Genomic DNA, 19,608 nt, shown 5'->3' on the forward strand with positions numbered 1-19,608 from the left:
CCGGCTTGACTCCTTTTCGCGCTTCCCGTAGCATCGCCGCGTTTGCTCGCCTTCCGGAGCCGATACCATGAGACTTCTTTTTTTCAGTTCTGTTCTTCTTGTCGGCTTGACCGCTGCGCTTTCGTCCTCTGCGCAGGACACCCCGATCGAACCAACAGCCGGACTTCGCAAACCACCAGTCATTTATTTGGACGTCAACACCAGCACGTGGCGGACGCGCGGGCGGGTCTCGTTCGCGCTGACCCCTGCGCTGAAGTCAAAACTGACTTCCGCTGGGTTTGCCGTCACGCAGGACCCGGAGACCCCTCGCGATCTGATCCTCACGGTGGACTACCGAGAGGAACGAGGAAAGCCGATCTCTCTGGGGCTTTCTGGCACGGAGATTACGTGCCTCGTGGCTCTCGATGATCCCCGGCGAGGGCGGCTGCTGGCGACAAGGATTCACGAGTCGCCGAGCTATGCCGAATTGGTCACCGCTCCCTACGTGGAGGTGGTCGAGAAGCTCCAAGAAAATCCCTATTTTTATTTTCTCGGTGACCTGATTCGCGGAAGCGTCGAGGATCACTTAGACCTCCCAGGGGCCTTGGTTCAAGCCTTGGCTCACCGGTTCGAACGCCAGCTTCACCAACGGGTCCCCACTCCGTTCGACACGCTGTTGTCGCCGGCCGAAACCTTTCCCGACCTCGATCTCTACTATGCTTCACGGGCCTGGGAGAACGCCATCGAGGAACTGGGGCGTCTCAAAGAGAGTCGAGCGATCCCTGTCCTCGAGAGACTGATGCTCCATTCCGACCGGCGAATCCGTCTCCGCGCGATCCTCGCCCTGGGCGAATTCGATGTCCCGTCGGTTGCAGCGGCCATGACGCGCATACTGGAAACGGAGGCCGATGCCGGGGTGCGTGATGCGGCACAAGCGGTTCTCGCACGACCCGCCGCACGATAGCCGTCCCTTCCGCGAGATCCCAACGCGATTTCCGGCGCGTCCTCTATTAGCGATGTCGCCAACATTCCGCTTGCTTTCCGCTGTTGCGCTCGTCCTGCTGCTCGGCGCACCGACGCGCACCCAGGCGGCCGAGCTTTCGCTGTTCGACGCTCATATCCACTATAACCACGACGCCTGGGAGGTGGTCTCGCCGAGGGAGGCGATCGCGTTCCTGCGCCAGGCCGGTGTCCTGCGGGCGCTCGTGTCCAGTTCCAGCGACGACGGCACGCAAAAGCTGTATGCAGAGGCGCCCGATCTGATCGTGCCGGAGCTGCGACCTTACCGGAAGAACGGGGAGACCTCCCGTTGGCTGCGCGACGAGTCGCTGCCCGGCTATCTTGAAGAACGGCTGAAGCGGTACAGGTACGTCGCAATCGGGGAATTTCACGTGACCGGCGCGGATGCGGATCTGCCGGTGGTACGCGCTGTCGTCCGGCTCGCCAAGCAGCACGGCTTGATGCTGCACGCTCACTCGGATGCCGATGCGGTGGAGCGTTTATTCCGCCAGGACCCGGAGGCGCGGATCCTCTGGGCCCATGCCGGCTACGAGAAGCCGCCACGCGTGCGGGAGATGTTGCGTCGTTATCAGAACCTCTGGGCAGAGCTCTCTTCACGTAACGATATCGCTCCGAATGGTCGCCTTGCCAGGGAGTGGCAGGCCCTCCTGCTCGAATTTTCCGACCGGTTCATGGTGGGCACGGACACGTTCGCTCCGGAGCGCTGGGGCATGATCGGCTCGCACGCCAGCTCGGTGCGGGCATGGCTGGCTGAGCTGCCGATGGAGATCGCCGAGCGCATCGCCTATAAGAACGGCGAAGCCGTGCTCACGGCGGAGTTCTCAAAGCAACGGTAACCCGGCTGGCGTGACGTAACCCAGCGTGATTCAACCGATTAGACCCGTTTCCACCTCCGATCCCCAACCCCGCCGCATATCCGCTCCTTTCTCTACTTCGCTTCGGAAAGCCCCATGTCGATTTTAAGATTTTCGAACGACTATCCACCAAGAACAACGGTTCACATGCCCATCGGAGGTTCGCTGCAAGAGACCATGGCGTGAAGTTTCCATCAGCGCGGTTCGGCAGCCTGGAGATGCGGCCGGTCAGGGACCTGCGCTGAGGGTAAAATCATGGTCGATTTTGGCGACCTCCGCGACTATCCTGTGGGACAAAGCGGGACTTGCAAGAAAAGCGGGACAGGCTGAACGCGACTTCCAGACGAGTCCGCGAGTCACGCCCTTCTCGCCTGTTCTGCCGAGAAGTCAGTAGAGGAGCCTTCCACATGAAATACATGCTGCTGATCTACCACGACGAAAAAGCGCTGAGCGAGGCCGAGCGGCAGGAGTGTTACGTGGAGTCCATACAGCTCGCGCATCAACTTCGCGCGAAGGATCAATATCTGGCCGTCAACCCGCTGCACCCAACCTCGATGGCGATCAGCGCCCGCGTGCGGGACGGCAACCGGCTCGTGACAGAGGCCCGTTTGCGGAGACGCACGAGCAACTGGGGGCTATTTCCTCATCGAGGCCAAGGATCTCGACGAAGCCATTGCCGTCGCCGCACGGATTCCCATAGCGCGCAAGGGCACCGTCGAGGTCAGGCCGGTGATCGAAGTCCAGGGCTTGCCGGACCGCGAAGCGTGAAGCGCATCTCGGGAGAGATCGGAGTTGATAGTTGAAAGTTCATAGCCGGTAGCTTCAATCCCGAGAGACAAGGAGGATGTCATGGCCACGCAGGTGAAACCTATTCCCACAGGCTACCACTCCGTGACTCCCATGCTCACGGTTCTGGACACGAACAAGGCGATCGACTTTTACAAGCGCGCCCTCGGCGCCGAAGAGCGGGCGCAGTTTATTGAACCGGCCGCAAACCCGGCGATACCGCCGATAGGAGAGTTTTCGGCTGACGGCTACAGCTCGCCGGGATGAAATCCGAACGAGAGTCTGCGTCGAGAAGAGCGACTGAACGTGACAGTTCATCATGTCAAGGAGAGAGCGATGAGCACGATACGGGTTCTGGTTGGGACCAGGAAAGGCGCCTTCATTCTCACGTCGGACGGCAAGCGCAAGAACTGGGACATCAACGGTCCGCTGTTTGCGGGCTGGGAGATCTACCATCTCGCGGGATCTCCCGTCGATCCGAATCGGCTCTACGCCTCCCAAACCAGCAGTTGGTTCGGACAGGTCATTCAACGGTCGGATGACGGCGGCAAAACCTGGAATGCCCCCGGAACCCAACCCAAAGATCTCATGGGGCCGGACGGCATGGCGGAGGGCGAGAGCAACATGTTTCTCTACGATACGTCTGCTGACACCGGCAGGCCGCTCACCACGCATCAGTGGTACGACGGTACGCAACGGCCGTGGGAATTCAAACGGGTCTGGCACCTCGAACCGTCGCTGACCAATGCGGACACGGTCTACGCCGGGGTGGAAGACGCCGCCTTGTTCCGCTCGATCGACGGCGGACGGACGTGGCAGGAGCTGGCCGGCCTTCGCGAGGTGAAGGGGAATCTGTGGCAGCCCGGTGCCGGCGGCATGTGTCTGCATACGATCGTGCTGGACCGGACCAATCCTCAGCGGATCTATATTGCGATCTCGGCGGCCGGCGCGTTCCGGACCGACGACGCCGGCAGGACATGGCGGGCGATCAATCGAGGCTTGCAATCCAAGTATGAGCTACCTGACCCGGACGCAGACGTCGGCCACTGCGTGCATCGCATTACTATGCACCCGTCACAGCCGAACGTGCTGTTCATGCAGAAACACTGGGACGTGCTGCGAAGCGACGACGCGGGCGAGTCGTGGCGCGAGATCAGCGGGAACCTGCCGAGCGATTTCGGATTCCCGATCGCCGTACACGCGCACCAGCCGGAGACCATCTACGTCGTCCCGATCAAGAGCGATTCGGAGCATTTTCCGCCCGACGGCAAGCTGCGCGTGTACCGCAGCCGGACGGGCGGCAATGAGTGGGAGGCGCTGACGAAAGGTCTGCCGCAACGCGATTGCTACGTGAACGTGTTGCGCGACGCGATGGCCGTCGACTCGCTCGATCCCTGTGGCGTGTACTTCGGCACCACCGGCGGGCAGGTGTACGCCTCGGCCGACGCCGGGGAGAGCTGGGCGCCGATCGTCCGGGATCTGCCGGCTGTGCTGTCGGTCGAGGTGCAGACACTGCCCTGAACCTTCGTGAAGCGTATCGCGTGGAGCGTCGTTCGCAAGCGAGATACGAGCGACGAGATACGTACGACGGTTTTTGGCGAGATACGAAATGATTCGGGTTGTATTGCCGGCCCATCTGCGGACGCTGGCGCGCATCGACGGCGAGGTGAGGCTGGATCTTGAAGGCCCGGTGACGCAGCGGTCGATCCTCGACGCGCTGGAGACCCGCTATCCGATGTTGCGGGGGACGATCCGCGATCATGTCACGCACCAGCGCCGCCCGTTCCTGCGGTTCTTCGCCTGCGAACAGGATCTGTCCCACGAGTCACCCGATGTTCCGCTCCCCGACGCCGTCGCAACGGGAGCCGAGCCTTTTCTGATCGTCGGGGCCATGGCGGGAGGGTAAGAGGAGACGTGCCTTTTGTCGCCATGAATCCTCAGCCGTAACGCGCGAGGGTTTTTTCCCGACAGCACGACTAGCGAAGGGAGAGCCCGACTTCATGCCCTTCGACGTCACGCGCATGGCCTACGGCGGATTTAAGATCCTGGTCGACGCCTGAATTCCCGCGGGCACCCGCGCAACAGCCTGATGTGGGCGCCTTCCGCCCTTGTCGCCGGCGAAACCGGTGTCATATGGAGTACAACGAGGACGCGACCAAGCGGGCTCGCGAAGCAGTGGACGCTGTCTACCGCGCCGAGTCGCGGCATGTCCTCGCCACGCTCATTCGTCTGCTTGGCGACTTCGAGCTTGCGGAAGAAGCTTTGCATGACGCCTTCGCGACGGCGGTCGAGCAATGGGAGCGGGACGGCGTGCCCGCCAATCCCCGAGCGTGGCTCATTTCGGCCGGTCGCTTCAAAGCCATCGACGGGATGCGTCGCCGCGCCCGGTACGACGCGTCGCTGGCGGAGCTGGCCGAGCGGCTCGAAACCGAGACTCCCGATCCCGCAGCGTGGGACGACCAGAGCGTGGAGGATGACCGCTTGCGGCTCATCTTCACCTGTTGCCATCCGGCCCTGTCCCCCGAAGCCCAGGTGGCGCTGACGCTGCGCGAGATCTGCGGCCTCACCACGGAAGAAATCGCGCGCGCGTTCCTCATCTCCCCGCCCACGGTGGCCCAGCGCATCGTGCGGGCCAAGAGGAAGATCCGCGACGCACGCATCCCCTATCACGTGCCGTCGCACGCCGATCTGCCGGACCGGTTGGACGCGGTGCTCCGCGTGGTCTATCTGGTCTTCAACGAGGGCTACTCCGCCTCCTCGGGCGTCTCACTGACGCGGCGCGACCTCTCGACCGAGGCGATCCGTCTGGGGCGGCTGCTGATCGAGTTGCTCCCGGAGCCCGAGGCGCTGGGACTGTTGGCGTTGATGTTGCTCCATGAATCGCGGCGCGCGGCGCGCACGTCGTCAGACGGCGAGCTGATCCTGCTGGCCGACCAGGACCGCTCGCTCTGGAACCGGGATCAGATTGCGGAGGGATTCGCGCTGGCGGGCCGAGCGCTCGCCTCGCGCCGGTTCGGCCCGTACACGCTTCAGGCGGCCATCGTGGCGGTGCATGCCGAGGCGCCGAGCGCCGCCGAGACGGACTGGGCGAAGATCGTGGGGCTGTACGACGTGTTGTTACGGGCGGAGCTGTCGCCCGCGGTCGAGTTGAACCGGGCGGTGGCGGTGGCGATGCGCGACGGACCCGCTGCCGGCTTGGTGCTGGTGGACGCCATCCTGGCGCGCGGCGATCTGCGGGACTACCATCTCGTTCACGCCGCACGGGCGGACCTGTGCCGGCGGCTGGGGAAAACCACAGAGGCTCGAGCTTCGTACCGACGCGCGCTCGGTCTCACACGGCAGGAGCCGGAGCGGCGGTTTCTGGAACGACGGCTCCGCGAACTGCCGGACGGCAGGTGACCCGACGCTCACTTCTTCTTGTCCTTCGGTCTCTCCGCAAACAGCAGCCAGGCCAGGACGACGAAACCGACCGCGACCGCCGCAATGGCCAACCAGGTGCCGAGTTTTTCCATCAATGGCCTCGCTCGACCGGCGCTTGCAGCGCTTCCACCAGCGACGGATCCAACCGCTTCACCTTGCCTTGCAGATCCACGGCCACCAGTTTCGCCGAGCCTTCCACGACGACGCGCCGGCTGGCCCGTTCCCGGATCACGTGGCTGAAGGTCAGGGAACTGCGGCCGATGTCCGCCAACTTTGTTTCGACGCTGAGGACTTCGCCGTAGCGGGCAGGAGACCGATAGTCCACGTCCGCGTGGACCACCAGAAACTGCGTGCCATCCTTCAATAGGTCGACGACCGAGATGCCGCGCTCTTCGAGATATTCCGTCCTCGCCCACTCGAAATACCTGAGGTAGTTGGCGTAGTACACCACCCCGCCGCAGTCCGTGTCTTCGTAGTAGATGCGGATGTCCACGTCAGCTACCAGCGAGACGCATGTGTCTGAATGGTCCTTAACGTCACTTCCTTTAGGCCTTTCTCTCCTTGTACGGTCAGACCCAACACCGTCCCGCTTTTCTCACCTGTCGCGCCCATCGCGCTAGAGGTTCAACACCGGAAACTTCGGCAGCGCCGCTTCGTTCACGTCCGCCAGCTTGACGGCGATCTCGTAGAGCTGCTGCACCCGCTCGGCTTTGATCGGCTCAAAACCGTGGCCGAGCACCGCGTGGCCGGCTGCGTCGAGGAGCGGTTTCATTTTCGGCCATTGGGCGAGGAAGGTCTGCCCTATTATTTGATCTCCCAGTCCGGCCAGCGTTCGGAACTGGCTCTGAAGCGGCAGCTTGTACTTGCCGTCCACGTCGTCGAGGTAACAGGTCCGGCAGGTCTCCCGCAGCGCCTGCGGCAACTGCTCGGGCTGCACGTCCCAGGTCTTGATCTTGTACTGTTTGAAAAGCTGCCGCTGCGCGAAAGCCTCGAGAGCCCGGACCAAGACCGCCATCGCTGCTTCGGCGTCATGATCGACGTCGGCGCGCCGGCGCGCGTGCGCGAGGAGATCCAGCGCGACCCCTTCCTTGACTTCCTGCGGATCGAGCACCACCCGTTCGAGAAAGCCGGCGTTCGCCTTGATCGCCGGCAGGACCGACTTCAAGCCCGGAGGCCCGCCCCATAGCGACGCCATCTCCAGCGCCTTGAGCGATGTCTTGAGTTTCTCCCACGCGGGCCGATACTGAAATTTCTCCCAGAGCCCGTAGCCTTCGGCGAGATCGGCCAGCGCCCGATAGAGCGGCTTTTGTCCGCCGCTGACGCGCGTCTCGATCTGGCGGAACAGCGCCGCTGCGGCGCCGAACTCCCCTCGATTGAACAACTCACAGGCTTCCCGGCGGGACCAGACCGCCGCCTCGTCCCACGGATTGCCTTGCACCCACACGTACGTCTGTCCTTCGACGGTCACCCTTTCACCGTCGGATGACGAACCGGCGATGGGGCGCAGCATCGTCACCACCCGCGAAGCATAGGGCATCCCCGCCAGCGACGAGGCGGCGGCCATCGCCGGCGTGGCGCCGGTCAGGTCCGTCATCAGCTCGCCGGGATGCACTTCCCAGGTCCGCAGGAGATCGGGGAGCGCGTGCGCCAGCGCCTGATAGCACGCCAGAAAGTGCTGGGGATCCGGCGTCACGATCCAGTCCCATCGGCGCGGCATCTGCGCGACCTTCGGCTGGATCGCGGTCTCCACCAACGATTTCGCCGATTCCGGCACGAAGAGGCACAGCGATTCCGGCTTCAGACGGTTAATCGCATAGACCGCCGCCGGCGCATCGTCCGTGACCGCGATCAGCAGGGCTTTGACGGGACTCTCGGCCGCCATGACGGGCGGGACTATAGCATCCGCTCTCGACTTGATCAACGCGCCTGACCGTTTGCCCGCCTCGTTTGACACAGATTCCGTCGTCCCCTACAATCGCCCCTCATGAAAGATCGGATTATCAAGGCGTTCGAGGAGAGCGTGGAGGTCAAGCGCGCGTTCGTGCGGGAGCACGCCGACCGGATTGCGCAGGTCGCGCAACTCATCGGACGGGCCTTCCGCGAAGGGCGCAAGGTGTTGCTGTTCGGCAACGGCGGAAGTTCCACCGACGCCTCTCATATCGCCGCCGAGTTCGTCGGCCGCTATCACCGCGACCGGGCTCCGCTGCCCGCCATCGCGCTGGCCACCGACATGGCGGCGATCACCTGTATCGCCAATGACTATGCCTACGACGAAATCTTCGCCCGGCAAGTCCGCGCGCACGGCCAGAAGGGCGACATCGCCATCGCGATCAGCACGAGCGGCAATTCTCCCAATGTGCTGAAGGGTGTCCAGGCGGCGAAGGAAGCCGGCCTCATGACGATCGGCTGGACCGGCGGGACGGGCGGGAAGCTCGCAGGTATGGTGGACTACCCATTCGTCGTGCCCTCGACCGTGACGGCCCGCATCCAGGAGAGCCACATCACGCTCGGGCACGTGCTGTGCGAGTTGATCGAGGAACAGGCCTTTGCGAAAAACGCCTGAGGGGGCGCGCGAGCCGGTTCTTCCCCGGACCGCCATCCCACCCATCAACGTTGCCGATCTCAAAACCTACCCGCTGAAGCGGCGCCACAGCAAAGTCCGCCTTTCCGATTTTGCGTCGTCCTGGAAGCGCGGCGGCACGTTCAAACAGTTCCTCCGAAGCCTCCCCGACATCCTCGCCGTCAAGACCTTGCGCGAGGTCGTGCACGCCATTGTGCGGGCGCACCGTTACGGGAAACCCGTGATCCTCGGCATGGGCGCGCATCCGGTGAAGGTCGGTCTCAATCCCGTCGTCGTGGACCTGATGGAGCGCGGCGTCATCAGCGCCGTCGCGATGAACGGCGCCGTCGTCATCCACGACTTCGAACTGGCCTTGATGGGCCACACCTCGGAAGAAGTGGACGCGGAGATCGACTCGGGCCGGTTCGGGATGGCGGAAGAGACGGGCCGCATGTTGAACGAGGCCATCGCGCGGGGGGTCAAGGACGGCCAAGGACTCGGCGAGGCGGTCGGCCACTACATCAACCGCTACAAAGGTCAGTTCCCGAACCGGGCCACCAGCATCCTGGCGACCGGCGCCAGGCTCGGCATCCCGGTGACGGTCCACGTCGCGTTAGGCACGGACATCATTCACATGCACCCGTCCGCCGACGGCGCAGCAATCGGCGCCGGCTCCTTGTTGGATTTTCGCCGGTTGGCCGCGGTCGTCGCGAGAATGGAGGGCGGGGTCTATCTGAATCTCGGATCGGCGGTCATCATGCCGGAGGTCTTCCTCAAGACCGTGGCCCTGGGCCGGAACCTGGGGCACGACCTCCGCAACATCACCACTGTCAACATGGATTTCTTGTCCCATTACCGGCCAATGACCAATGTCGTTCGGCGGCCCACGCAAAAGGGCGGAAAAGGGTACACGCTGATCGGCCATCACGAGATCATGTTTCCGCTCCTCGCGGCTGCGGTTCTGGAAGAACTGGCAGACCGCTGATCTCCCCGACGGCGACACCGTTATGTCGGCGCTTTCGACCGCACACCTCCAACGCACCTGGGGAGAACTCAACGCCCGCTACTTCGGCGGGACATTGCCGCCCATCGAAATCCGCTGGAGCGCGCGCCTCACCGCCTCAGCCGGCATGTTCGTGAGCCAGGTCGGACCAAGGGCCAGGTCCGGCGACGGCGCGGATAGGCGGCCCGAGCGGCGATGCATTCGTCTTTCCATCCCGCTGCTCCGGCGACTGCCCAAGCCGCGCTCCGGCCTGGAACGTGAGGTGGTCAGCACCCTGGCCCATGAGATGATCCACCAGTGGCAGTTCGACGTGCTCAAGCGCCGCCCTGATCACGGCCCGGAGTTCCGTCGCATGATGGAAGTCATGAACCGCGACGGGTTGGCTGTCACGATCTATCACAGCCTCGTCCAGGAAGTGGACGCGCTGTCCCGCTACGCCTGGCGCTGCCAGGACTGCGGGCGCGTCTATCGCCGGCAGCGCCGCACGATCCATCCCCGCCGCCACCGCTGCGGCGCGTGCTTGGGGCCGCTACGCGAGCTGCCGGTCGCCCAGCGCCTCCGCCCACTCCCTCCACGCTGCGAGTCCGGCGCGTCGATTCAGCTCACCCTGCCGTTGTCCATCGCCTAGTCTCGTTCTTCTTTCTTGTCCCTGTCTCTCTTCTCGGACACCGCTTTGTTCACGGCACCCGCGGCGGCGCTGGTCGCCTTGGAGATACCCTTGCCGACCTCGTCGCCGACGCGTTTGATGCCCTCCAACACCTCTGGAATCGGTTTCGGCAAATCTTTGACGCTGATATCGATCTTGCTCTTCGACCGGTCGGATTTCTGCCGGTCGGAGGCCTTCTCGGCGGAGTCGGCCGCTACAAGCCCCGAAGAGCCGAGGACCATCGCGAGCGCGATGAGAACGGGAAGGCAGGCTCGTCTCATAGTGGGTTGACCTCCGGTGAGACTAGTACAAATGGCTAGTGGCTAATAATGAACCGTCCACGTGGTGCTTCGGGACACCTATCCAATAAACATGCCCCCACCTCTCCTCTTCCACAGGGAAAGGGGATGAAGATAGGCCGGAACCACCGGCTTTTCATATCCGCTGCGAGCTCTGAGTTGAGCCGCGGGCTCACAGGGTCTATTTATGGAGAAAGGGCCCATCATCCCTGCAATCGATGAGATAGCGGACGTTCCCGCTTGGGCTCGGTTGCGGTTCGGCTTTGCCGGGCGGAAGATCGACCAGCAGCCGCTTGATCAGCCGCGTCATCGGCACGCCGTCTTCGATCTCGCATTCCCACACGTGTGCGCCGGACTCGAGCTCCTGATAGCGTTTCCGGAAGTGAAACCGTGGATCTTCCATGTAATAGGCCGACAAAAAGCCGGTAATGGCGTTGACCACCCAGCCATGCGCCTGGGCGAATCGGGCGCTCACGGCCACCTCCACGGTTTGTCGGTGTTCCGACGGCAGTTCCATGGCACGAACGATCGTCACCCAGGCCGCCGACCGTCCGGCGGCCGGACCGAGTTCAAGAACGTTTCCAGCTCCTGGATCACCACATCCTGCTCCTCGCGGGTGAGCTTGTCCCAGTGTTCTCTCAGCGGTTCGAAGTACCGCCGCAGCGATGTGTAGAGGCTGTAGGCTCGGCCGCCGCGCTCGTCGGGAATCTCCGCCATGAAAAACAACCCCTCCTGAGTTTGAATGTAGGACCGTGGGGGGAGTCTCGTCAACCCGCCGAGGGCTGTTTCCGGTTTCGCGCCGTTGATCGTGCGGCGACGCTCTCCACCCGACTAGGATTCCGGGTCGTTGAACGGGTATGATGGGGGCCGTGATCGGCAAGATCAAAAGCAAGCCGGATCTCGCGGCCATTTTGGAAGACCTGCGGCGGCAGGGCAAACGCATCGTGTTCACCAACGGCTGCTTCGACCTCATGCATGTCGGTCACACCCGGTACTTGCAGGCGGCGCGTGAACTGGGTGACATCCTGGTGGTTGGCGTGAACAGCGACGCGTCGGTCCGCTCGCTCAAGAAAGGGGCCGGACGCCCGATCGTCCCCCAAGCGCAGCGGGCTGAGGTCCTGGCCGCTTTGGCCTGCGTGGACTATGTCGTGGTGTTCGACGAGCCTGATCCCGTGGCCTTGATCAAAGCCCTGCAGCCTGACGTGCTGGTCAAGGGCGGCGATTGGGCGCCGGACCGCATCGCCGGCCGCGACGTCGTCGAGGCGCGCGGCGGGCGGGTCTTGACCATCCCGCTCGTGCCCGGCGTGTCCACCACGGCCCTGGTCGAACGCATTCAAGCGATCAAACCGTAACTCGCGCTGTGTCCAGCACATCCTCCCCCCGTCAGTGGGACCGCTTCCTGGAACCGGTCGTCGCCGCGTTGCGACCGCCCGGCGGCAGAGCCTGCCTGGTCGGCTTGCATGGCTCAACCGCCGGCTTCGCCTTGACGGTGTTGGCGCGCGCGCGGGGCGGCGAAGAAGCCGGATTGGCCCGCCGGTCGTGGCTGGTGGTTGCGACGACAGACGAGGCGGCCGAGCGTCTCTACAACGACCTCCGGTTCTACCATGCGCTTTTCGGTTTGACCTCCGACGCATTGGTGCTGTTCCCCGAGTGGGAAACGCTGCCCTATGAGGCCGCCGCCCCGCATATCGACCTGATCGCGCGACGGATGAAGGCACTGCATCGGCTGACGCAAGGCGCCCGCACGATGCTGGTCACCTCGATTCCGGCGCTGATCCAACGTCTCTTGCCGCAGTCCGCGTTCACCGCCGCCTGTCTCGAACTGCGTCCTGGCGCGTCGATCGAACGCGAAGCGCTTTCGTCCGGACTCTTGCGGCTCGGGTACCGGCGCGTCTCAGTCGTGGAGGTCCCCGGCGAGTTCAGCATCCGCGGGGGCATCGTCGACATCTACTCGACGGCCTACGCCGACCCGCTCCGGATCGAATTCCTCGGCGACACCGTGGAGTCCGCCCGGTTCTTCGACCCCGCTTCGCAGAAATCCACCGCGCGACTCGACCGGGCCTGGGTGCTTCCGGCGCGGGAGCTGATCCGCCCGCTGGAATCCCCGGACGCGCTCGAGCCCTTCCCCCCCGACGCAGAGTGGCGCGGGCCAACCGTCTATCCGCGGATGGACACGCTGCTCGACTACTTCACAAGCGAGCCGGTGGCGGTGTTGGATCAACCGGACATGCTGGCCCTGAAAGCCAAGGAATTTTGGGCCGAGATTGAGGAGGGATACCTGCGGCACGGGGACACCGCCGGTTCCTCTCCCTATCCCGCGCCGGATCGGATGTACCTCTCATGGGAAGCCGTGCACGAACGGCTCCACGCCTGGCCGACCTTGGCCCTGGAACCGGTGGCCGCGTCCGATGCGGGGCGGGGACCGGTCGTCGAGTTTCCCGCCCGTGTGCCGAGCAGCGTCGGTTTGGCCGCGCGCGGCACGCCGTTCAGTGAAACCCTCCGGATTCTCGACCGGCTCCGCGACGGCGGCCGCGTGTTGATCGTCGCCCGAAGCCGCGGGCAGGTGGATCGGCTGCTCGCCTTGTTCGCCGAACACGACTTGCCCGCCCGCGCGTGGCAGCCGGCGTTTTGGACCGCCACCTCCCCGGCAAAAGAGCCGTTCTCCGTCGTGCAGGGCGACCTCTCGGCGGGGTTCGTGTCCCCCGAGTTGCGCCTTGCACTGATCACGGAAGAGGAACTGTTCGCGAAGGGAATCCGGCACCGGCCACCTCCGAAGACCAAGGCGGCGACATTCCTGTCCTCGCTGGACGACCTGAACATGGGCGACTTCGTCGTGCACGTGCAGCATGGGATCGCCCGCTATCGAGGCTTGAAACGCCTGGAGGTGCAGGGGTTCGAGAGCGACTATCTGGTTCTCGAGTTCGCCGCCGGCGACAGGCTCTATGTCCCGCTGGACCGGCTGAATCACGTGCAGCGCTACAGCGGCGCCGAGGGCCACGTGCCCAAGCTGGACAAACTGGGCGGAAGCAGTTGGGCCAAAACCACGGCCCGCGTCAAGAAGGACATCGAGGAGATGGCGCAGGAGCTGATCGAACTGTACGCCAACCGCGAACTTGTCCAGCGCAGCACCTACGACGGCGATTCGACCCTGACGCGCGAGTTCGAAGCGGCGTTCGAATACGAGGAGACGCCGGACCAGCTCAAAGCGATCGAGGACATCAAGCGCGACATGGAATCGCCGAAACCGATGGACCGGCTCGTGTGCGGCGACGTGGGTTACGGCAAGACCGAAGTGGCGATGCGCGCCGCGTTCAAGGCCGTGGAGAACAACCGGCAGGTCGCCGTGCTCGCCCCCACCACATTGCTCGCCCAACAACACTACGACAATTTCTCCCAGCGCTTCGCCCCGTTTCCCGCGCGCGTCGCGCTGCTGTCGCGGTTTCAGTCGCCCAAAGAGACGAAAGCTGTTCTCAAGGACCTGGAAGCCGGCGCGATCGACGTGGTGATCGGCACCCACCGCTTGCTCCAGAAGGACGTCCGGTTCCGCAACCTGGGTCTGGTGATCATCGACGAGGAACAATGGTTCGGGGTCCGGCACAAGGAGCGGCTGAAACAACTGCGGACCCAAGTGGACGTGCTCACGCTGACCGCGACGCCGATTCCCCGGACGCTCCAAATGGCCATGTCGGGCGTGCGGGATCTCTCCGTGATCGAGACCCCACCCGCCGGCCGCCTCGCGATCCGCACCCAGGTCGTCCGCTTCAACGAGACGACGATCCGCGAAGCCATCGTCCGCGAACTGGGCCGAGGCGGGCAGACCTACTTCGTCCACAACCGTGTTGAGACGATAGAGCGGATAGGCTCGTGGCTACAGCGCCTGGTGCCGGAGGCCCGCGTCGTCATCGCACACGGCCAGATGGACTCCAAGCTCCTCGAATCCGTGATGTTGAAATTCTTCCACCGGGAGGCCGACGTCCTGGTCGCTTCCGCCATCATCCAGTCGGGGCTGGACGTGCCAAACGCCAACACGATCATCGTCAACCGCGCGGATACGTTCGGCCTGGCACAACTCTATCAGCTCCGCGGCCGCGTCGGCCGTTCCGGTCATCAGGCCTACGCCTACTTCCTCGTTCCGGACGAAGGGATGTTGACCGGCGACGCCCAGAAACGACTCATCGCCATCCAGCAGTTCACGGAACTGGGCTCCGGCTTCCGCATCGCCGCTGCGGATCTGGAGATCCGCGGCGCAGGCAACCTGCTGGGCAAGCAGCAGTCGGGGCACATCGCCGCCGTCGGGCTCGATCTGTACCTGCAGATGGTCGAGCAGGCGGTGCAACGCCTCAAAGGACAGGTCGTCGAAGAGGAGCCAGATCCCGTGCTGCGCCTGAGCATGTCCGCCTTCATTCCCGAGGACTATGTCGCGGACGCGCACCATCGGCTCTCGCTCTACAAACGCCTCGCGTCGTGCGCGCAGGTGGGCGACCTGGCCCTGCTGCACGGCGAGATCCAGGACCGCTACGGTCTTCCGCCCGAGCCGGTCGAGCGGCTGTTCGAAGTGATGCAGATCAAGCTGCAGGCAAAGGCACTCCGGCTCAGTTCGGTCGAAGTCAAAGCGGGAGCGCTGGTCATCGCCTTCAATCCCAAGGCCCGGGTGCCGGACGCAGCCGTGCGCGCGCTTATGGATCGCTACGGGACGCGCCTGCATGTTCTCTCGCCCTTCTCGTTCGAATTACGAATCCCGCATCAGGACTGGCCTTCGCAATTTCAAGAACTCACCGTTGTCTTGCAAACCCTGGGAGTCTGTGATACCAAGGGACGCACGCAGCATGAGTCCGTGCGCGCCTGAGAGGCCTTGGTTTTTGAACGCCCCGTTATGATTCGACGGCTCATCCTCGCCTTCGACATCATCCTTCCGCCAGCGCCGACCCCGTTGCGATGCGTCCTGCCGATGCTGGGCATAGCGGCCGGCTTGTGGCTGGGCAGCCTTTCCAGCTGCGCGCCGCAGCAGGACGAAGCGGTGGTCGTGATCGTCAACGGTCGGCCCATCACGCTAAGCGAGTTCGAGTTTCGATGGTCGGAATTGTCCGAGGCCACCCGCGCACGGTACGAGAAAGAAGGGGGCAAACGGAAGTTTCTGGACGACCTGATCACACGCGAACTCCTGATGCAGGAGGCGCGCAGGCAGGGACTGGATCAGAGCCAGAGCATCCGCGAGCGTGCGCAGCGGTTCAAGGAACAGTTAATGCTCGACGAGCTGCTGAAAGACAAGATCAAAACGAAAGTGGAGGTGGCAAAGGAAGAACTGGAGGCCTATTTCGCGCAGCACGCCCACGAATTGCTGGGTCCCAGCAAGGTGCAGGTCTCGCAGATGTTGCTCCCGAACATTTACGCGGCCAAGGACCTGAAACGACAGGTCGAGTCGGGCGGCGACTTTGGCAAGTTTGCCCAGCGCTATTCCATCGACGAAAAGACCAAAGCGAAGGGCGGAGAGGTCGGACCCTATCGCAAGGGCGCGTTGGCACCCGAAGTGGACGCGGTCATTCCGACGCTCCGACCCGGGATGGTCAGCGATCCCATCAAGACTGACCAGGGCTACTACCTTGTGAAAGTCAGCCCCCTGGATCGAGAGACGCTCCAAGCCGATCAGGCAACCCGCGAGCGGCTTCGCCAGGAGCTTCTCGCGGAGAAACGCCGCCGACGACTGGAGGAAATCGTCTCCGAGCTGCGCGCCCGCGCCTCGATCCGCATGGCCGACGCGGCCGGCCGCGTGGCCGACGACACCGACCGTCCCCGCAGCGTCGGGGCCCCTTGACCGCTCGTCTCCCTCACCCGCCCCGTTTCCCTGTTTCCTCGGCTGCGCTCCCCATCGCGGGCCTCATTCGTGTAGAATCCTGGCCGCCAGCCGGCGACGGCCGGCAGGCGGATTTCTGTGTCCAAAGCAGCGGGCAGCGATGAACTCCGAGCGAGCGGATTCTCATCCTGCAAACGATCCAATGGTGACGAGGACTCCTTCACTCGCGAGAGGCCAGCCTGGCAGCCTCTCGGCCTGGCGCGTGCTCCGTCGCGTCGGCCTGTTCATGATTGCGCTTTTTTGTGGGGGATGGCCGACAGCGGCCTCCACCGCGCATCTCGAGGACCGCATTGTGGCGGTCGTCAACAACGAGTTGATCATGCTGTCCGAAATGAAGAAGGAGATCGAACCGGAGGAGGAGCGGATTCAGAAGCGGTACACGGGCGAAGAACGGCAGCGCCGGTTGAAGCAGGCTGAATATACGGCGTTGACCAGGATGATCGAACGGAAGTTGCAGCTCCAAGCCGCCAAAAGCAAGGGCGTCGAAGTCTCCGACCAGGAAGTGCGCCAGGCGATCGAGGAAATGAAGCGGCAAGGGGAGAAGATCGACGCGGCGAATCCCGAGAGCGTCAGGAGCGTCCGCGAGCAATTGACCCTCCTCAAAGTGGTGGACCGCGAAGTCCGGAGCGGCATCATGGTCGCGGAATCGGAAATGCGGCGGTACTACCAGGAACACAAGGATCGTTTCGCCCTGCCGGAAGAATACACTCTCAGCCAAATCCTGATCCGCGCGCGGGGACCCGACGACGTCGAAGACGCCCGGGCGAAGGCGAAACAGGTCCTGGTGGCCCTCAAGGCGGGCGAGAAGTTCGAAGATCTGGCGCTCCGCTACAGCGACGGGATCAACGCCGCCCGCGGCGGTCGTCTCGGACTCGTCCGCCAAGGGGAACTGCTCCCGCCCATCGAACGGGCGCTCTCATCAGCGCAGGTCGGCGACATCACGGACGCCATCGAGACCCCCGAAGGCTTTCATATCATTCGGGTGGACGAGAAGAAGCCGCGCCAGTTCCGGCCTTTCGAAGAAGTAAAAGCGGAAATCCAGAGTCTTGTGTTCCAGCAGAAAAGTGAGGACGTGTATCAGGTGTGGATCGCGGAGTTGAAGAACAAGGCGTACATCGAAGTGAAGTTCTGAGTTCTGAGTGCCGAGTTCAGTAAAAACTTGCCGCTCAGAACTCTGCACTTACAACTTACCACTCAGCAAGTCGCGGATCGCGTGCCACAGCGCCTCCCGTCCTTCGTGCGTCACGGATGAATACGGAATCGGTTCGCCGCCTTCTGGCAATTCGAGCGCCTCTTGCAGCATCGCGCGGCTGTGGTGTCGCTCGCTGTTCTTCAGTTTGTCGATCTTGGTCGCGACCACGACGGCGGGCCGGTTAATCGCGCGCAGCCATCGCACTGTCGCCTGATCGTGCTCGGTCACCCGGCGCGCCTCGACCAGCAGCACCACCCCGCGCAACGCGTCGCGCCTCGTGAGGTACCGCTCGATCAGCGGCCCCCAGTGTTCCTGCACCGGCTTGGCCACCTTCGCATAGCCGTAACCGGGCAGATCGACGACATAGAGCCGTTTCAACGACGGATCGTCGGTCGTCACCAGAAAGAAATTCACCGTCCGCGTTTTGCCCGGCGTCCGGCTAACCTTGGCAAGTCCGCGCCGATGCAGCAGGGAATTGATCAATGATGACTTCCCGACATTGGATCGCCCCACGAATGCGATTTCCGGCAGGCGCTCGCGCGGAAACTGTTCGGGAGCGTTGCAACTTTTGATAAACTCGGCGGACAGAATTTTCATTAGTTCTCTTCCGGGCGATGGGCAATGGATAAAATAATGAATAATCGGTGCGAGGTGAACGCTCGTCCGGGACGATGAAAGTAGAACCATAAATTTCTGCTTTCCGCAATCGGCATTCATCGTCTCGATTCCCAGTGTCACCCCTGCCGATAACCCATCGCCCTGCTGAACTCGCACCATGTCCAAGTCAACCCGACGACGTAGAGCGGCCCTGATTCTCATCAGCCTGGTGCTGGTGATGGGCCTGCCGCTTGGCGGGCTCGCCTTCGTGTGGCTGGTGACGCTGCCCGATGTCGCCGTTCTCGAGCGAACGAACCCGACCTCGACCGCTCTTATGGAGGCGCGGCTCGCGCAGGCCCGCGAGCGGGGGCGACCGTTCCAAACCCAGTGGGTCTGGGTCCCGCTCTCCCGCATCTCACCCCATTTGCAGCGAGCGGTGATCGCGGCCGAGGACGCCTCCTTTTTTACGCATGAAGGCTTCGACTGGGAAGGCATCAAGGACGCGGCGTTGCACAATCTGGAAGCGGGCGAAATCCGGCGCGGCGGCAGCACCATCACCCAGCAGCTTGCCAAGAATCTCTATCTCTCGCCGGAGCGTTCGCTGCTGCGCAAGGCGCGCGAGGCGCTCATCGCGCGATCCCTGGAGCACCGGCTGTCCAAGCGACGCATCCTGGAGCTGTATCTCAATGTGGCGGAATGGGGGCGCGGGGTGTACGGCGCCGAAGCGGCGGCCCGCCATCACTTCGGTAAATCCGCCCGCGACCTTACCCCCGAAGAAGCGGCGCTCTTGGCAGCGATCCTTCCAGCACCTCGCCGACACGATCCACTTAAAGTGACCGCGCAGGTGATCAAACGCCAGCAACGGATTCTCCGGTGGATGCGCAAACTCGACGGTAAGCCGTACGAGTCGGCGACCGATTGACCGGACAGGCATCAGCAGGAGGACTCATTCATGTCGTGGATCTATCTGGGCATCGCGGGCCTGTTCGAAATCGTCTGGGCGATCGGATTGAAGTACACCGAGGGCTTCACCCGTGTATGGCCGAGTATCGGGACTGTCGCCGCCATGATCGCGAGCGTGCTCTGTCTGGCCGAGGCTCTCAAGACCATCCCGGTCGGCACAGGCTATGCCGTCTGGACCGGAATCGGCGCCGCCGGGACCGCCGCATTGGGCATGATTTTGTTCGGCGAATCCCGCGACCCGACGCGGATCGCCTGCATCGCCATGATCGTGGCCGGTATCATCGGCTTGAAACTGTCGGCGTAATGATCCCCTCCCGTGGCATTGCGACGCGCGAATCGTGAGACGGGTCATCCTGCTCGCGCTGGCTTGGTCGGTCCTTGGTGCGTCGACGGGGGGATCGATCGCACAGGCCGATGAGCCGGAGACGGCCACCCCTG

The 19,608-nt window shown here is 63.5% G+C and carries 21 protein-coding genes and 1 pseudogene; 16 read left to right on the top strand and 6 right to left on the bottom strand.

Annotated features, from left to right (window positions below; translation table 11 throughout):
- Window positions 1-67 precede the first annotated feature (67 nt).
- The 7 genes and pseudogenes from ACWHTU_RS18205 to ACWHTU_RS18235 all read left to right on the top strand — a co-directional run bounded on the left by ACWHTU_RS18205 (window position 68) and on the right by ACWHTU_RS18235 (window position 6,038).
- A complete protein-coding gene (locus tag ACWHTU_RS18205) occupies window positions 68-943 on the top strand; it encodes a HEAT repeat domain-containing protein (protein ID WP_447860824.1) in 876 nt (291 codons plus the stop codon).
- On the top strand, window positions 888-1,835 hold the full coding sequence (locus tag ACWHTU_RS18210; RefSeq protein WP_447860825.1) for an amidohydrolase: 948 nt from the start codon (window positions 888-890) through the stop codon (window positions 1,833-1,835). The genes ACWHTU_RS18205 and ACWHTU_RS18210 overlap by 56 nt, the downstream gene beginning before the upstream one ends.
- A 425-nt stretch (window positions 1,836-2,260) precedes the next feature.
- Window positions 2,261-2,621 (top strand): annotated as a pseudogene (locus ACWHTU_RS18215) (YciI family protein).
- An 81-nt stretch (window positions 2,622-2,702) separates the two neighbouring features.
- Window positions 2,703-2,906 carry a hypothetical protein gene (locus ACWHTU_RS18220; protein WP_447860826.1) on the top strand — a complete coding sequence of 68 codons (204 nt, stop codon included), beginning with the start codon at window positions 2,703-2,705 and terminating at the stop codon, window positions 2,904-2,906.
- A 69-nt stretch (window positions 2,907-2,975) separates the two neighbouring features.
- Window positions 2,976-4,160, top strand: coding sequence for a WD40/YVTN/BNR-like repeat-containing protein (locus tag ACWHTU_RS18225; protein WP_447860827.1), 1,185 nt, complete (start codon window positions 2,976-2,978; stop codon window positions 4,158-4,160).
- An 88-nt stretch (window positions 4,161-4,248) separates the two neighbouring features.
- Window positions 4,249-4,545, top strand: a complete 297-nt coding sequence (locus ACWHTU_RS18230; RefSeq protein ID WP_447860828.1) for a MoaD/ThiS family protein — start codon at window positions 4,249-4,251, stop codon at window positions 4,543-4,545.
- A gap of 227 nt (window positions 4,546-4,772) precedes the next feature.
- The gene (locus ACWHTU_RS18235; RefSeq protein WP_447860829.1) at window positions 4,773-6,038 is read left to right on the top strand and encodes an RNA polymerase sigma factor; all 1,266 of its coding nucleotides are present in this window, start codon (window positions 4,773-4,775) and stop codon (window positions 6,036-6,038) included.
- 112 nt (window positions 6,039-6,150) lie between these two features.
- On the opposite strand, the gene ACWHTU_RS18240 is transcribed toward ACWHTU_RS18235, so the two are convergent.
- Together ACWHTU_RS18240 and ACWHTU_RS18245 are read right to left on the bottom strand one after the other, a co-directional pair.
- Window positions 6,151-6,552 carry an acyl-CoA thioesterase gene (locus ACWHTU_RS18240; protein WP_447860830.1) on the bottom strand — a complete coding sequence of 134 codons (402 nt, stop codon included), beginning with the start codon at window positions 6,550-6,552 and terminating at the stop codon, window positions 6,151-6,153.
- 123 nt (window positions 6,553-6,675) lie between these two features.
- Complete coding sequence (locus ACWHTU_RS18245) at window positions 6,676-7,941, bottom strand: TIGR02710 family CRISPR-associated CARF protein (protein WP_447860831.1); 1,266 nt, start codon at window positions 7,939-7,941, stop codon at window positions 6,676-6,678.
- A gap of 102 nt (window positions 7,942-8,043) precedes the next feature.
- Here ACWHTU_RS18245 and ACWHTU_RS18250 point away from each other — a divergent pair, with 102 nt between their 5' ends.
- The 3 genes from ACWHTU_RS18250 to ACWHTU_RS18260 are packed head-to-tail and all read left to right on the top strand — an operon-like array spanning window position 8,044 to window position 10,250.
- Entirely contained in the window at window positions 8,044-8,622 is a 579-nt protein-coding gene (locus ACWHTU_RS18250) for a D-sedoheptulose-7-phosphate isomerase (protein WP_447860832.1), read from the top strand.
- Entirely contained in the window at window positions 8,606-9,604 is a 999-nt protein-coding gene (locus tag ACWHTU_RS18255; RefSeq protein WP_447860833.1) for a hypothetical protein, read from the top strand. Before ACWHTU_RS18250 ends, ACWHTU_RS18255 begins: the two co-directional genes overlap by 17 nt.
- 22 nt (window positions 9,605-9,626) lie before the next feature.
- Window positions 9,627-10,250, top strand: a complete 624-nt coding sequence (locus ACWHTU_RS18260; protein WP_447860834.1) for a SprT-like domain-containing protein — start codon at window positions 9,627-9,629, stop codon at window positions 10,248-10,250.
- On the opposite strand, the gene ACWHTU_RS18265 is transcribed toward ACWHTU_RS18260, so the two are convergent.
- From ACWHTU_RS18265 to ACWHTU_RS18275, 3 genes are all read right to left on the bottom strand, one after another.
- Entirely contained in the window at window positions 10,247-10,549 is a 303-nt protein-coding gene (locus ACWHTU_RS18265; RefSeq protein ID WP_447860835.1) for a hypothetical protein, read from the bottom strand. The two genes, ACWHTU_RS18260 and ACWHTU_RS18265, sit on opposite strands and share 4 nt — an antisense overlap.
- Window positions 10,550-10,748: 199 nt before the next feature.
- Window positions 10,749-11,084: a hypothetical protein gene (locus tag ACWHTU_RS18270; RefSeq protein WP_447860836.1), complete on the bottom strand. Its 336-nt coding sequence runs from the start codon at window positions 11,082-11,084 to the stop codon at window positions 10,749-10,751.
- 14 nt (window positions 11,085-11,098) lie between these two features.
- Window positions 11,099-11,284: a hypothetical protein gene (locus ACWHTU_RS18275; RefSeq protein ID WP_447860837.1), complete on the bottom strand. Its 186-nt coding sequence runs from the start codon at window positions 11,282-11,284 to the stop codon at window positions 11,099-11,101.
- A 140-nt stretch (window positions 11,285-11,424) separates the two neighbouring features.
- Here ACWHTU_RS18275 and rfaE2 point away from each other — a divergent pair, with 140 nt between their 5' ends.
- The 4 genes from rfaE2 to ACWHTU_RS18295 all read left to right on the top strand — a co-directional run bounded on the left by rfaE2 (window position 11,425) and on the right by ACWHTU_RS18295 (window position 17,550).
- Complete coding sequence (gene rfaE2 / locus ACWHTU_RS18280; protein ID WP_447860838.1) at window positions 11,425-11,919, top strand: D-glycero-beta-D-manno-heptose 1-phosphate adenylyltransferase; 495 nt, start codon at window positions 11,425-11,427, stop codon at window positions 11,917-11,919.
- 8 nt (window positions 11,920-11,927) lie between these two features.
- Window positions 11,928-15,413, top strand: coding sequence for a transcription-repair coupling factor (gene mfd / locus ACWHTU_RS18285; protein ID WP_447860839.1), 3,486 nt, complete (start codon window positions 11,928-11,930; stop codon window positions 15,411-15,413).
- 27 nt (window positions 15,414-15,440) lie between these two features.
- Window positions 15,441-16,379 carry a foldase protein PrsA gene (locus ACWHTU_RS18290; RefSeq protein ID WP_447860840.1) on the top strand — a complete coding sequence of 313 codons (939 nt, stop codon included), beginning with the start codon at window positions 15,441-15,443 and terminating at the stop codon, window positions 16,377-16,379.
- A 139-nt stretch (window positions 16,380-16,518) separates the two neighbouring features.
- Window positions 16,519-17,550, top strand: coding sequence for a peptidylprolyl isomerase (locus ACWHTU_RS18295; RefSeq protein ID WP_447860841.1), 1,032 nt, complete (start codon window positions 16,519-16,521; stop codon window positions 17,548-17,550).
- Window positions 17,551-17,598: 48 nt separating this feature from the next.
- On the opposite strand, the gene yihA is transcribed toward ACWHTU_RS18295, so the two are convergent.
- The gene (yihA, locus tag ACWHTU_RS18300) at window positions 17,599-18,207 is read right to left on the bottom strand and encodes a ribosome biogenesis GTP-binding protein YihA/YsxC (RefSeq protein WP_447860842.1); all 609 of its coding nucleotides are present in this window, start codon (window positions 18,205-18,207) and stop codon (window positions 17,599-17,601) included.
- 178 nt (window positions 18,208-18,385) lie between these two features.
- On the opposite strand from yihA, the gene mtgA reads away from it, so the two are divergent.
- The gene (gene mtgA / locus ACWHTU_RS18305; RefSeq protein WP_447860843.1) at window positions 18,386-19,129 is read left to right on the top strand and encodes a monofunctional biosynthetic peptidoglycan transglycosylase; all 744 of its coding nucleotides are present in this window, start codon (window positions 18,386-18,388) and stop codon (window positions 19,127-19,129) included.
- 30 nt (window positions 19,130-19,159) lie between these two features.
- Window positions 19,160-19,474: a quaternary ammonium compound efflux SMR transporter SugE gene (sugE, locus tag ACWHTU_RS18310; RefSeq protein ID WP_447860844.1), complete on the top strand. Its 315-nt coding sequence runs from the start codon at window positions 19,160-19,162 to the stop codon at window positions 19,472-19,474.
- The last annotated feature ends 134 nt before the right edge of the window (window positions 19,475-19,608 follow it).

The organism is Nitrospira calida (assembly GCF_976986435.1).

Excerpts from the sequence above, each read along its gene's own strand:
- ACWHTU_RS18275 (WP_447860837.1), bottom strand. The coding sequence starts at position 11,284 with ATGGCGGAGATTCCCGACGAGCGCGGCGGCCGAGCCTACAGCCTCTAC.
- yihA (WP_447860842.1), bottom strand. The coding sequence starts at position 18,207 with ATGAAAATTCTGTCCGCCGAGTTTATCAAAAGTTGCAACGCTCCCGAA.
- ACWHTU_RS18205 (WP_447860824.1), top strand. The coding sequence starts at position 68 with ATGAGACTTCTTTTTTTCAGTTCTGTTCTTCTTGTCGGCTTGACCGCT.
- ACWHTU_RS18250 (WP_447860832.1), top strand. The coding sequence starts at position 8,044 with ATGAAAGATCGGATTATCAAGGCGTTCGAGGAGAGCGTGGAGGTCAAG.
- mtgA (WP_447860843.1), top strand. The coding sequence starts at position 18,386 with ATGTCCAAGTCAACCCGACGACGTAGAGCGGCCCTGATTCTCATCAGC.
- ACWHTU_RS18230 (WP_447860828.1), top strand. The coding sequence starts at position 4,249 with ATGATTCGGGTTGTATTGCCGGCCCATCTGCGGACGCTGGCGCGCATC.
- ACWHTU_RS18225 (WP_447860827.1), top strand. The coding sequence starts at position 2,976 with ATGAGCACGATACGGGTTCTGGTTGGGACCAGGAAAGGCGCCTTCATT.
- sugE (WP_447860844.1), top strand. The coding sequence starts at position 19,160 with ATGTCGTGGATCTATCTGGGCATCGCGGGCCTGTTCGAAATCGTCTGG.
- ACWHTU_RS18235 (WP_447860829.1), top strand. The coding sequence starts at position 4,773 with ATGGAGTACAACGAGGACGCGACCAAGCGGGCTCGCGAAGCAGTGGAC.
- ACWHTU_RS18260 (WP_447860834.1), top strand. The coding sequence starts at position 9,627 with ATGTCGGCGCTTTCGACCGCACACCTCCAACGCACCTGGGGAGAACTC.
- ACWHTU_RS18270 (WP_447860836.1), bottom strand. The coding sequence starts at position 11,084 with ATGGAACTGCCGTCGGAACACCGACAAACCGTGGAGGTGGCCGTGAGC.
- ACWHTU_RS18295 (WP_447860841.1), top strand. The coding sequence starts at position 16,519 with ATGAACTCCGAGCGAGCGGATTCTCATCCTGCAAACGATCCAATGGTG.
- ACWHTU_RS18210 (WP_447860825.1), top strand. The coding sequence starts at position 888 with ATGCCGGGGTGCGTGATGCGGCACAAGCGGTTCTCGCACGACCCGCCG.
- ACWHTU_RS18220 (WP_447860826.1), top strand. The coding sequence starts at position 2,703 with ATGGCCACGCAGGTGAAACCTATTCCCACAGGCTACCACTCCGTGACT.
- ACWHTU_RS18290 (WP_447860840.1), top strand. The coding sequence starts at position 15,441 with ATGATTCGACGGCTCATCCTCGCCTTCGACATCATCCTTCCGCCAGCG.
- ACWHTU_RS18265 (WP_447860835.1), bottom strand. The coding sequence starts at position 10,549 with ATGAGACGAGCCTGCCTTCCCGTTCTCATCGCGCTCGCGATGGTCCTC.
- ACWHTU_RS18245 (WP_447860831.1), bottom strand. The coding sequence starts at position 7,941 with ATGGCGGCCGAGAGTCCCGTCAAAGCCCTGCTGATCGCGGTCACGGAC.
- rfaE2 (WP_447860838.1), top strand. The coding sequence starts at position 11,425 with ATGATGGGGGCCGTGATCGGCAAGATCAAAAGCAAGCCGGATCTCGCG.